The sequence below is a fragment of the Neorhizobium sp. PAMB6716 genome (assembly GCF_058242805.1).
This window is the reverse complement of the sequence record NZ_JBZAYW010000002.1, coordinates 62,416-74,517: the sequence shown is the minus strand read 5'-3', so window position 1 is coordinate 74,517 and position 12,102 is coordinate 62,416. Positions and strand designations below refer to the sequence as shown.

At 60.7% G+C, this 12,102-nt stretch carries 8 protein-coding genes and 1 pseudogene; 2 read left to right on the top strand and 7 right to left on the bottom strand.

Going from position 1 to position 12,102, the window contains the following annotated elements:
* Positions 1-12: 12 nt before the first annotated feature.
* The 7 genes from AC4CWH_RS18935 to AC4CWH_RS18905 form a co-directional block, all read right to left on the bottom strand.
* Entirely contained in the window at positions 13-642 is a 630-nt protein-coding gene (locus AC4CWH_RS18935) for an SGNH/GDSL hydrolase family protein (RefSeq protein WP_491321904.1), read from the bottom strand.
* A 5-nt stretch (positions 643-647) separates the two neighbouring features.
* A complete protein-coding gene (locus AC4CWH_RS18930) occupies positions 648-1,796 on the bottom strand; it encodes a mandelate racemase family protein (protein WP_491321903.1) in 1,149 nt (382 codons plus the stop codon).
* 162 nt (positions 1,797-1,958) lie between these two features.
* The gene (locus tag AC4CWH_RS18925; protein ID WP_491321902.1) at positions 1,959-5,057 is read right to left on the bottom strand and encodes an efflux RND transporter permease subunit; all 3,099 of its coding nucleotides are present in this window, start codon (positions 5,055-5,057) and stop codon (positions 1,959-1,961) included.
* Positions 5,054-6,142 carry an efflux RND transporter periplasmic adaptor subunit gene (locus AC4CWH_RS18920; protein WP_491321901.1) on the bottom strand — a complete coding sequence of 363 codons (1,089 nt, stop codon included), beginning with the start codon at positions 6,140-6,142 and terminating at the stop codon, positions 5,054-5,056. Before AC4CWH_RS18920 ends, AC4CWH_RS18925 begins: the two co-directional genes overlap by 4 nt.
* 225 nt (positions 6,143-6,367) lie before the next feature.
* Positions 6,368-7,639, bottom strand: a complete 1,272-nt coding sequence (locus AC4CWH_RS18915; RefSeq protein WP_491321900.1) for a sensor histidine kinase — start codon at positions 7,637-7,639, stop codon at positions 6,368-6,370.
* Entirely contained in the window at positions 7,636-8,328 is a 693-nt protein-coding gene (locus AC4CWH_RS18910) for a response regulator (RefSeq protein WP_491321899.1), read from the bottom strand. Before AC4CWH_RS18910 ends, AC4CWH_RS18915 begins: the two co-directional genes overlap by 4 nt.
* A 154-nt stretch (positions 8,329-8,482) precedes the next feature.
* Entirely contained in the window at positions 8,483-9,679 is a 1,197-nt protein-coding gene (locus AC4CWH_RS18905; RefSeq protein ID WP_491321898.1) for a patatin-like phospholipase family protein, read from the bottom strand.
* 320 nt (positions 9,680-9,999) lie between these two features.
* On the opposite strand from AC4CWH_RS18905, the gene AC4CWH_RS18900 reads away from it, so the two are divergent.
* Positions 10,000-11,298 (top strand): cation:proton antiporter, encoded by a 1,299-nt coding sequence (locus tag AC4CWH_RS18900; protein WP_491321897.1) that lies wholly within the window; start codon positions 10,000-10,002, stop codon positions 11,296-11,298.
* 108 nt (positions 11,299-11,406) lie between these two features.
* Positions 11,407-12,102: pseudogene (locus AC4CWH_RS18895) on the top strand (DUF4396 domain-containing protein).

Genomic DNA, 12,102 nt, shown 5'->3' with positions numbered 1-12,102 from the left:
GACTTTACCGGATCAGGCGGATATGGCTCTGACGGGCGCAGCAAGCGCCTGCCCGAGAGCGCGTGTGACTTCGGCATCCAGGTGAACGCCATCGATGGGCGAGGCACTGCCAAGACTACCGGCATCGAAAAATGCATGGCCGAGTTCCGCGGCAATGGCCTGGTAAAGCGGGGCAAGCCGCTCGGATTCTGCAATCCTGCGGCCGGCAGCAGGGGTTCCGGTGGGACCGGCAACGCAAGGCGGCGGCGCCACGATCAAGAGCTTCGGGATGGCGGATTTCGGCTTGTAGGGAAAGGTCTCGACAATCTGCGCCAGGCGCCGCATGCCCGATGCCGCCGGTTCCGCCTGCCCGCCATACACCGGCTTCAGATCATTGGTGCCGAGCATGATGATGACGAGATCAAGCGGCATGTGGCTGGCCAGCGCGACCTGTAGGGCCTTGGCGCCATTGCGGCAACACGGTCCCGTATGATCGTCATAGCAGGTGGTGCGCCCACCAAGCCCCTCGCCGATGACCTTCGCCTGCCCGCCAAGCTCTTTCTCCAGCACATCCGGCCAGCGCGCATCCGCCGGATGGCGAAGACCCGTTGCAGGATCGGCGCCCCAGGTCAGGCTGTCTCCGAAGGCAAGGATGGTCCTCATCGCGCTCATCCGATCCGGTTGTTCTCGATGAAGTCGAAATCGATATCTTCGCCGAGACCGGGACGATCGGGTACATGCACGTAGCCGTCGGCATCCATCGGGTCGGAAAGCGATTTCAGATAGTCGTGGCCGTCATCATATTCGAGGAAGGGATGCAGCAGGCCGCGCTCGTACCAGCGGCAATTTTTCGAGGCCGCCACCACATGCAGGTTCATGGCCGTATTGCCGTGAACCTCGCAATCCATGCCGAAGCATTCGGCCATACGCATGGTTTTCAGCGCAGGCGTGATCCCGCCGACGTCGTTGACGCCAGTACGCAAGATATCACAGGCGCCAGCCTTCACCCATTCGGCCCGATGCCAGTGCTTGCCGGCGGCACTTTCAGGACCGACGACCGGAATATCGAGATTGTCCGCCAGCCATTTGTAGGAGGAGATGGATTGCTCATCCATCGGCTCCTCGATCCAGTCGAAACCAAGCTTTTCCAGCCCACGGCCAAGCTCCAGCGCATCGGTGCGGGAATACCAGTGGAAGGCATCGATCATCAGCCGGATATCGGGACCGACCGCCTCGCGCACGGCGGCACAGGCCTTGAGGTCCATCTTCACATCCGGCGCCCAGCTGACGGGTGGCATCCAGGTGTGCAGCTTGATGCCCTTGTAGCCGCGCTTCACCAGTGTCTCGGCAAACCGGCCGTAATCTTCGGGAGTGGCAAGGCCGCCTTCCAACTCATCGCCACACATCACCGACCCATAGGCCAGAACCTTGTCGCGATAGGCGCCGATCAACTTGTAGACAGGCGTGGAGAGCGTGCGGCCGGCAAGGTCCCACAGGGCACAATCCACGACCGCCAGTGTGCGATCCGTCAATTGTGCCGCCGAGCCGCGTTGCCAGTGGGCCAGATCCTGCCAAAGCCTTTCACGATCCCGGTGATCCTGACCGATCAGCACCTTCTTGACGAATTTTTCGATGACATGCGGCCGCACGATCTCGGCAGCCGTGAAGGAATGCCCTTCATGTCCATCCTCTGTGCGAATGGTCAGAATGGCCTGCTCGACCTGATGCGGCGGACCGGGATGCGCATGGCCTGCGCTATCCGAGTGGCGGCGCGTGGTCGTGCGAAACCGTCGCACGAAAACATCGGTAATGATCATCGGTATTCCTGCTCGCTTACGACAGCGCGTCACAAACCTGTCTGTTAGGTTTAAGCAAATATCACCGAAACTGTCAAACCTGTAATACAAAAATCCTCAACGGCACCGCAAGCCGATCCGCCGAGGCTCCTGGCGCACGACAACGCCGGTCAGCCTGGCCGGTCAGCTTGAAGCGGGAGCGATGGCTTCCTTCAGCGGCATGGTCTTCGGCGTCTTGTCGAAGGGCCGCATGATCAGAACCAGCAGGTCGTCGATGAAGGTGAAAATTACGGGGATGACGAGGAGGCTCAGAAATGTCGAGGTCATGAGACCGCCAAGCACGAGAATGGCCATGGGCTGACGGAAGCTCGGGTCGCCCTCGCCGATGCTCAACGCCGTTGGCAGCATGCCGGCACCCATGGCAATGGTGGTCATGATGATGGGGCGCGCGCGCTTGTGGCACGCATCCAGAAGGGCTGCCACGCGGTCGACCCCTGCCCGCCTCTCGACGATGGCATATTCCACCAGCAGGATCGAGTTTTTGGTCACCACCCCCATCAGCATCAACAGGCCGATCACTGCCGGGAAAGAGAACGCCGTGCCCGTGAGAACGAGTGGCAGGAGAGCGCCGCCCACCGAAAGCGGCAGCGCCATCAGGATCGTAATCGGCTGCAGGAAGTCATGGAACAGCAGCACCAGAACGGCGTAGACACAGAACACGCCTATTCCCATCGCGATGGCAAAACTCGTGAACAGTTCCGAAGAGCGCTGCAATTCTCCCTGCTCGACAAGATGAATGCCGGACGGCAGGTTCTTCAGGGCGGGGAGCTGGTTTGCCTCGTTCATGACATCGCCGAGAATACGACCGTTCAACTCGACCGTCAGGGTGACGTTTCTAAACCGGTCGATACGGTCGATCTGGGAGGCGCCGCCGCCGATTGAAATCGTGGCGACCGATGACAGCATGACTTCGTTGCCATTGCCCTTCACGGTCAACAGGGAGAGCGCGTTCAGATCGTTGCGAAGGGCGGGGTCAAGCTGCACCCGGATCGGTATCTGTCGCTCGGGCAGGTTGAGTTTTGGCATGAGCGAGGAATAGTCGCCATTCGTGGCGATGCGCAGCGTGTCGGCAATCGCCTGAGATGTCACGCCCAATGCGGCAGCTTTGGCGAAGTCCGGCTTGATCTGGATCTGGGGAGCCTGAAGCGCCGCACTCGACGTCACGTTGCCGATCCCTTTCAGCGTTCGCAACTGAGTTTCAAGCGATGCGGCCACGCCATCGAGCACGTTGCTGTCATCTCCCGCGAACGTAATCTGCAGCTGCGTCCCGTTGCCGCCGTTTCCAACCTGAACCCGCACTGCCGGCAGTTCCCTCAGCGCCTGCCGGATGGCATTTTCGATGTCGGACTGGCTTGCGCTGCGCTGGCTGAGCGGTTCCATATCCACGACCAGCGTCGCAGATGTTGTGCTCGACGTCGTCGAGGCGTCCGGGCCGCTTCCGCCCGATGCAGCGGTTCCCACGGCGTTGAAGACATGGGTGACGTGGGGAATTTTCGAGATGATCCTGGCGGCCGCCATGGCGGTCGACCGCGTGTCGTCAAGCGAGCTTCCCGGCGGCGTCGTCAGGGTCACTTGCGTCTGGGCAGTGTCGGACGCGGGCAGGAAGCCTGTCTTCAGGAGGGGGATCATGGCAAAGGACAGCCCGACAAACACACCGACCCACAAAAGGGTGGTCTTGCGGTGGCCAAGGCAGAACCGCACGATGCGCATATAGGTGGAAAGGATCCAGCCGTCTTTCTCTTCGCCGGGATGCGCCTTCATGAAATAGGCCGCCATCATCGGGGTCAAAAGCCGCGCCACCAGAAGAGAACACAACACAGCCACGGCCGCCGTCACGCCGAACTGGCGAAAGATGATGCCGGGGATGCCGGACATGAAGGCTGTCGGCAGAAACACGGCAACCAGGGTAAACGTGGTTGCAATGACGGCAAGGCCGATTTCGGCGGCGGCTTCCATTGCCGCATCAAAGGGATTTTTCCCCATGCCGATATGGCGCGCGATATTCTCGATCTCGACGATGGCGTCATCGACCAGAATGCCCACGACGAGAGACAGCGCCAGAAGCGAAACGGTGTTGAGGCTGAAGCCTGCGAGATACATGACGAGGAAGGTTGGAATGACGGACAAAGGCAGCGCAACCGCTGCCAGAACCGTTGCACGCCAGTCGCGCAGGAACAGCATGACGACGATGACCGCAAGCGCTGCCCCCTCGTAGAGCATGTCCATGGAGGCATGATAGTTGCTCTCGATCGGCGTGACCGTGTTGCTCGCCTCTTCGATCGTGACAAGAGGATAGGCCGCCTTGAACGTCTGAACGGCGCTCCGGACGGCTGCCGCAACGCCGGTATCGGAATATCCGTTCGATCGTTTGATCTGGAAGGCAACCACGGAGCGCCCGTCTTCATAAGAGAGCGAGCTGCGCTCGGCAAAGGTGTCCGTGACCTTCGCCACCTGATCGAGGCGGACACGTTCGCCGGTGGAAAGCGGGATCTGTACCGTTTTGAGGTCATCGACAGAGCGGACGGCACCGAGAGTGCTCAGCGTCTGGCGCAGCCCGCCGATCTGGCCCACACCGCCGGACTGGTCCACCTGCACGGCCTTGATCTGCGTGGAAATATCCGAAGCCGTGACGCCAAGCGCCCGCATTGCCGCCGGATCGAGGTCGACATGCGCCTCGCGATCGACGCCGCCGGTTCGATCAACCTGACCGACGCCTTGAACCGCCAGCAGCATTTTCGAGACGTCATTATCGACGAACCAGGACACTTCCTGCTCGTTCAGGCGGTCTGAATGTACGACATAGGTCAGCAAGGCCGATGACTGGACGGTCGATTTGGAGACCGTCGGCGAGGTCATGTCCTGCGGCAGATCGGCCTGCACGCTGTCGACAGCGTTGCGAACCTCATTGAGCGCCGCGTCGGCGTTCTTTCCCACCTGGAATGTGACCGTGATGGCCGCCGTGCCGTCCGTCAGCTTGCTGGTGATGTGATCGAGCTTGTCCAGCGCGGCAAGCTTGTCCTCGATCTTGCGCGCCACTTCGGTTTCCAGCTGGCTGGGCGTTGCTCCGTCAAGGGTCGCGTTCACGGTGATGGTGGGCAGGTCCATGTCCGGGAAATTCTGCACGGAGAGGCCGAAAAAGCCCAGAACGCCACAAACGATCAGGAGAGCAAAAAGCAGGATGGACGGAACGGGATTGCGGATGGACCAGGAGGAAAAATTCACTGGGATGCCTCCGCCGTATCGACCACCCGGACGGTCGAACCATCCGACAGAAACGCGCCGCCCGCTTTGACGACGCGCGCGTCGGCGCTCACTCCATCGATGACCTCGGCGCTATCGTCCTGTCGCCGCCCGACATGCACCAGATGTCTTTCCACGTGGCTGGCATCGGCCATGACGAACACGTAATTGCTGCCGTCGCGCTGCACGATCGCGGTCTGCGGCACGACCATTGCCGGCGCGACCGAGATCTCGATCCGGCCATTGGCAAATTGCCCGGATTTTGCGGTCTGCGACGGGAGCGCCACAAACACGATTGAGCGCCCGGTCTGCGCCACAACGGTCGGCGAAATGAGCCTGACCGTGCCATTCACCTGAGATCCGTCCGACAGGGAAAGTTTTGCGGTCTGCCCCGGTTTGATGGACGAAAGGTATTGTGCTGGAACTTCCGCCTGCCATTCGACGCGCGCCTGCCTGACAAGCCTGAACATCTCGGAGCCGGAGGAGACCACAGCGCCGAGTGTTGCCGAACGCGACGAGATCACCCCATCGTCCGGGGCGATAATCTTCGTCTGCTGCAGTTTGATCTGCTGGCTTTTCAGCCCGGCTTTTTCTGAGGCGAGGCTCGCCTGGGCGGTGCGCTGGGCAATCAGATATTGTGTGATCGTCTGCCCGGACAAGGCGCCCGAAGTCCCCAGCGTATGGGCGCGATCGACGTTGGCATTCGCCTCGTCGAGATTGGCCTCTGCCGTGGCGATGGCTGCCTCCTGCTTGCTGATGTCGGCCAGCACGCTCTCCGAGTCCAGCTCGGCCAGAAGGTCGCCGCGCTTCACCGTCGAGCCGACATCGACGCGGACGTCGATGGTTTTCAGCCCGCTCACCTCAGACGAGATGACCGCCTCCTGCCAGGGCTGCAGCCAGCCCGAGGCGGAGACCGTTTCCGACCATTGCCGAACCTCTGGCCTGACGATTTCAACCGTCAGCGCACTGGGAGGAGACGATGCATCCTGCGCGCCGGCGGGCGCTGCAAAGACGCCCCATCCGAGTGCGACGCAGACAATCACCGCATTGCTTGATCTTGTGTCCATGGTGTCCGTCCTGCAATCTGCAACCGCTGATATGCCATTGGGCATCCCGGTTGTCCTTCACTGCAGGCTAGCAAAGCGAGTGCTAAGCACGGTTATGAGACGGTAAAGTTATGTAAAGAGCGCTCAAGCATTTCCGGTGAACACAGGTTCACCTCCAACGCTCTATCTCTTTGTTTTCAAGCAATTCCGAACGCAAAACCGGTTCCCACTTTTGCTGGAATTGCTCTAGACGGCAGGCAAGCGCGGAATGTCGATCACGACGGTCAGACCGCCGTCATCGTTGCGTTGCGCCACGATCTTGCCACCCTGGATCTCGATCGCCCGTCGTGCGATTGTCAGCCCGAGGCCATGCCCCGAGACGTGGGCTGCATCGGCGCCCCTCTGGAATGGCTCGAATATGCGGCCAAGCTCCTCTTCGGGAACGCCGTATCCCTGATCGCGAACGCAGATGCGCAAGGATTTTCTCGACTGGCTTTCGATCAACGCTGCAGAAACGGTCACGCAAGTGCCCGCACTGGTATATTTGACGGCATTGCGCACGACATTTTCGAGCGCCCGGTAGATCAGCTCGCCATTGATATCGCACACGAAGGATTGGACACCTTCGAGAACGACCGCAACCTCTTTTGCCTTCGCCTCAAAGGCCGCATCGTCGACGATGGCTGCAAGAATGTCGATGATGTCGATCTTGTTCTCTTCAAAGGACGAGGTGTAACCGGAATCGAGCTTGGCGAGCGTCAGGATCTCATCGACCAGCAGATCGAGGCGCCCGATCTCCCGGTCGATCCGCGTCAGCATCGCCTCGAGCTTGACCGGGTTCTGGCGCAACACACCAATGGCGAACTGGATACGCGACAAGGGGGAGCGCAGTTCGTGGGAGACATCATGGTAGAGGCGTTGCTGCACATCCTGCAGCGCCTGGAGCTTTGAGGCGGTGGCGTCAAAATCCAGCCCGAGATTGGATATCTCGTCCTGCCGGCCGCCGAACCGGTCGCCGATGCGGATCCGGAAATCGCCATGCGCCAGCGCGTTCAATCCGTCTCTCAGCGTCACGATCGGCCCGGCCAGATAATAGGCCAGAGCCGCCGCCGCAATGAGGCTGCCGACAGCGTCGAGCAGGAAAGGGAAAAACAGGAAAGCGAATTTTCCGGTCCCCGGATCGGGCAGGGTGGTGCGGATGGCATAACAGACGTTATCAGCCATGACATAGGCATCGTAATCCTCTCCCGCGCAGGCATTTGCCGAGAGTGTGTCGACCGTCAACCGGACCCCGGACTCCGACTGAGTCGCGGCTTTTGCCAGCGTGTCCGTGGCCGCAAGGTTGTGATCCCGGACCAGGGCGGCCGCCAGCTCTGCGACAAATTCCTTCTTGCGCAGGTCGATCTCGTATTGGGGCGGCTCAATGCGGAAGACATTGGTGAGGAGGATCAAGGCGCAGATCAGGCCCGCAATGGACACCCAGACCATCGCGAACACTTTCCAGAACAGCCGGCTCATCGGTCCTGTACCAGTTGGTAACCCTGGCCGCGGACTGTCCTGATCCAGGATTGGCCATCGGGGCGCAATCCGAGTTTCTGGCGGATGCTGCTGATATGGACATCGACGCCCCGGTCGAACGGGGTGAGCGCCCGCCCCAGCGCGCGGCGCGATATCTCGCTGCGCGACACCAGTTGGCCGGCGTTGCGGGCAAGCACTTCGAGAAGGCCAAATTCCGCCCCCGTCAGATGGAGGGGTACACCCTTCCACGATGCTTCCCGACTTGCGAGGTTAAGGCTAAGCTCGCCGGCCTGGAGGGAATGCGCACCGGCATCGGCATCGCTGCTCCTGTTGAAGCGGCGCAGGATCGCGCGCAGTCGGGCGACAATCTCGGCCGGCGTGCAGGGCTTGGCCACATAGTCATCGGCGCCGAGGTTCAGCCCCATGATCCGGTCGATATTCTCGCCGCGCGCAGACAGCATGAGAACGGGGATGTCGCTTGTCTTGCGGATCCGTTGCAGCACATCCACGCCGTTGAGGCGCGGCATCATGACGTCAAGCACGACGATTTCGTAAAAATTCGATGTCGCCTCGGCAAGGCCGACCCGAGGATCGTCGACGGCTTTCGCCTCGAACCCTTCTTCCTCAAGGTATTCCACAAGCAGTCCGGTCAGCTCCCGGTCGTCGTCTATCAGAAGCACTTTCGTCATGGTTTTACCTGTGGGCGTCGGAGCCGTGTCATTCATCGCCTGCGTCATCTTCCAGCCTCTGGGGCTTATTGGCAATCACGATCAGGATTTGCCGGCATCACAGGGGCCTTTGCTGCCAACCGTTTCGGCTGCCTTTCGGGCACGCTCATTTCCTTCATTCGGTCTTTCCCGGCTCCGGCATCCTGGCCACCACGGTTTGCGTGGCGGCCAAGGCCGGCCCTGAAAACATCGGACGGGTTTTCCAGGCGCTGCCAGCCTCCATCTCGGCAGCACCGAGATTGAACACCGCCCTCATGTAGTCGGTGCCGAAGGGGTCGCTCGTGTCGTAGGGAACAACGGCATCGATGGCGGCGACGTGAAATCCCGTATGGGTCCGCTGTGAAAATCCATAGAGTGCCTGAAGGGCGCTGCGCGTCTGCGACTTCACCAGCGTCGCATAGGCACGCGAGATGACAGGCAGCGTTCTGTCCTGCATCATCGTGAATTCCGGAATGAGAGCATTGTTGATGATCACATAGATGTGGGAGCCCGGTCCCGTCGGGATCCTGGCGGGCATTGCCCCACCGTTCATCAGACTATCCGGCACGGCAAGAAACTGAGACGCGGTTCCGCCGTCAGAATGCATTTCCTTGATCGGTTTGCCGTTCGCCTCCGCGTCGATCATGACGGCGGGATAGACCCCGGGAATGCTGGCGGACGCGATGAGGACGTTGCGAAAAAGCCGCAGCGCATCCGGTCTGCCGCTGTCGGCGATTGCCCCCATGTTCCAGACCACGGCGCGCTGGGAATCGAGGTTGGTCGTCAGGACGAGCAGACGACGACCTTTCCGGTGTTCGGCCGCGATCGCTGCCAGCATTGCCGGGGTGACATTCTCCTCGACCATGCGTCGCAGCGGTTCGGCCTTGGCCATGCTTTGGCCGAGCAGACCCGCCGGCAGAGGCCGCAACTGCAGCAGCGAACGTGCAACGCCGCTGGTATAGAGGGCGACGAGCCGCTCATCGTACTGGGGGCCGAGGAAAGCAAAGGGTGCAATGAGCGCTCCGGTGCTGACGCCGGTGACTATGTCAAAGGAAGGGCGCGTGCCCTTCTTCGTCCAGGACGAGAGAACCCCGACGCCAAACGCGCCGCCCGCTCCTCCTCCCGATATGACAAGCAAATTCTTCTCCGGCCCAGTCGTCAGGGGCGCCCAGGAATTCACGTTCTTTGGCAGCATCGGCGCATCAAGATACATGCGCAAGGAGGAGAAACCCGGCACCACCGCAACGGCCGCCTCAGCACTGGTATAACTTTGCCGCGTCGTATCGGCGCATCCGGCAAGCGCTGCGATGACAGCAATCCCTGTTGCCGCCATGCGGACCCGAGACTTTTGGGCTGGGAAGGACACCATGCGACCTATCTGTTCGTTCGCCACATTCATTAGCCCGCCCTTCGTTAAGCAGTGTCAGCCCAACGTAAAGTTTTGTAATGGCGTGCCGCGGCCGAAAAGGCTGGAGGAGCCCGGACAGATGCCGCCGGATCAGGGGGCGTCCGCGAAGACGAGACACAGGAGGCGCAAGCCTTCATCGGCCAGCCCGGACAAAAAAGGCGGAACTCTGATATTTCCATGTTGTTTGCCCATGGACGGAAGAAAGTCGGGCCGAGCATCTGCTCGGCCGAGCCAGGGGTAAGCCATTGTCGTTGTTTCAGCTTTCTGCAATCCTGCTGACATTGACGGCGGCAATTTCATGGTCGAACCACCGCTTTTTGCGCCTTCCCTCCAATGTCATGCTGCTGGTTTCCGGTCTCGTTATTGCCATCTGCATCGCTTTGTCCTCCGCGCTGACTGGCTGGTCGGCCCTGACCTCGGGCCTCCTTCAGACGATCCGCGGCATTGATTTTTCCGAAACCGTGCTGCACGGCATGCTGGGTTTCCTGCTGTTTGCCGGAGCCCTGCAGATCGACCTGCAGCGATTGCGCAGCCGGGCCTGGGGCGTTGCGGCGCTGGCAACCGTTGGCGTCGCTGTGACGGCACTTATGGTCGGTGCAGGGCTGTCGCTTGCGGCTGACTGGTTCGGCGTGCCGCTTTCGTTTGCCTGGGCGCTGGTGTTCGGATCGGTCATCGCGCCGACGGACCCGATTGCGGTGCTCGCAACGCTGCGCTCCACCCATGCGCCGGAAACCCTGGAAATGGACATGGCGGGGGAAGCGCTGTTTAACGACGGCATCGCCATCGTCCTGTTTTCCGCAGCCCTGATGTTTGCCGATGGCAGTGACAATCCGAGCGCTTTTCGCGTTGCCGAACTTCTGCTTGTGGAGGCCGGAGGGGGTGTTCTTCTGGGGCTTCTGACGGGCTACATCACCTATCGGGCCATGCACGCCATCAATGATTATCCGATCGAAGTCATGCTCTCCATCGCATTGGCGATGGCAACCTTTGCCTTGGCTGACACGATCGGCGTCAGCGGCCCGATTTCTGTCGTCGTGGCGGGCGTTCTGATCGGCAACCGAGGCGCAAGCCACGCCATGAGCGACACGACGAAACGCTATCTGTTCGGTTTCTGGACACTCGTCGACGACATCCTGAACGCCCTGCTTTTCCTTCTCATCGGCCTGGAAGTGCTGGTCTTGTCCTTCGCGCCAAGGCTCGGGCTTGTCGCCGTCATCGCCATTCCCATCGTGCTTCTGGCAAGACTGGTGGCCGTCTCCGGCGCAATCGGCCTCCTGAGCAAGGTCATGCATTTTACACGCGGCTCGGTGGCGGTGCTCACCTGGGGCAGCGTCCGGGGCGGCATCTCGATAGCCCTGGCGCTGTCGCTTCCGCCGAACGAGAGCCGCGATTTCATTCTCACGGCCACCTATGAGGTGGTTCTGTTCACCATCCTCGTTCAGGGGCTGACACTCGGCAGAGTGATCCGCGCCGTCGTCAAGAAGCCGGCCGAGGAGACGGGAGAAGAGCTGCCGATGCCCGACAAGATGATCCGCAGGCCATAGATCTAATCAGCCTGTCTGCTGCCTCTGCGGCTTTTCCAGCATGCCCGGCAGGGCACGCTGCCCGTCAAAGGCCGGAACGACGGGAACTACGTTATTCTGGAGGTTCATATGTTTCCGCAATGGTTTCACCTTGTTTCTCTGGCATGCCTCTTGCTCGGAGCTGTCGCCTCGCTGATCCTGCTGTGGGATGTCTGGCACCACCCCCAGCCTATGGCGATCATGAACATTGTCTGGCCGGTCACGGCTTTGTTCGGCTCGCTTCCGCTTTTGTTTCTTTATTATCGATATGGCCGCTCAAGCGGTCACGGCCACGGCGGTTCGACACCCTTTCCGATCATGGTGGGAAAGGGCGCTCTGCATTGCGGCAGCGGCTGCATGATCGGTGACGTTCTCGCGGAATGGCTGGCCTTTTTTGTGCCTTCCGTTGCGCTGGCGCTGGGCTGGCAATCGATCTTTGCGGAGAAGATGTATGCGGTGTGGATCCTGGATTTCATCTTCGCCTTCCTGCTCGGCGTCGGTTTCCAGTATTTTGCGATCGTGCCGATGCGAAAGCTTTCGCCGCGCAAGGGGCTGATCGCAGCGTTGAAGGCCGACACGATGTCGCTGATCGCCTAGCAGGTTGGCATGTATGGCGCCATGGCGCTGTTCCAGCTGGCGCTTCTGCCGTCTTTTTTCGGGCTTCGGGCAAACGTCAACAGCGCTGAATTCTGGTTCATCATGCAGATCGCCATGATCTGCGGCTTCATCACCAGCTATCCGGTAAACTGGTATCTGATCCGTGCCGGCATCGAGGAAAAGATGTGA

Coding starts and splice junctions, on each gene's coding strand:
- AC4CWH_RS18935 (WP_491321904.1), bottom strand. CDS start 642: ATGAGGACCATCCTTGCCTTCGGAGACAGCCTGACCTGGGGCGCCGAT.
- AC4CWH_RS18930 (WP_491321903.1), bottom strand. CDS start 1,796: ATGATCATTACCGATGTTTTCGTGCGACGGTTTCGCACGACCACGCGC.
- AC4CWH_RS18920 (WP_491321901.1), bottom strand. CDS start 6,142: ATGGACACAAGATCAAGCAATGCGGTGATTGTCTGCGTCGCACTCGGA.
- AC4CWH_RS18915 (WP_491321900.1), bottom strand. CDS start 7,639: ATGAGCCGGCTGTTCTGGAAAGTGTTCGCGATGGTCTGGGTGTCCATT.
- AC4CWH_RS18910 (WP_491321899.1), bottom strand. CDS start 8,328: ATGACGAAAGTGCTTCTGATAGACGACGACCGGGAGCTGACCGGACTG.
- AC4CWH_RS18905 (WP_491321898.1), bottom strand. CDS start 9,679: ATGGCGGCAACAGGGATTGCTGTCATCGCAGCGCTTGCCGGATGCGCC.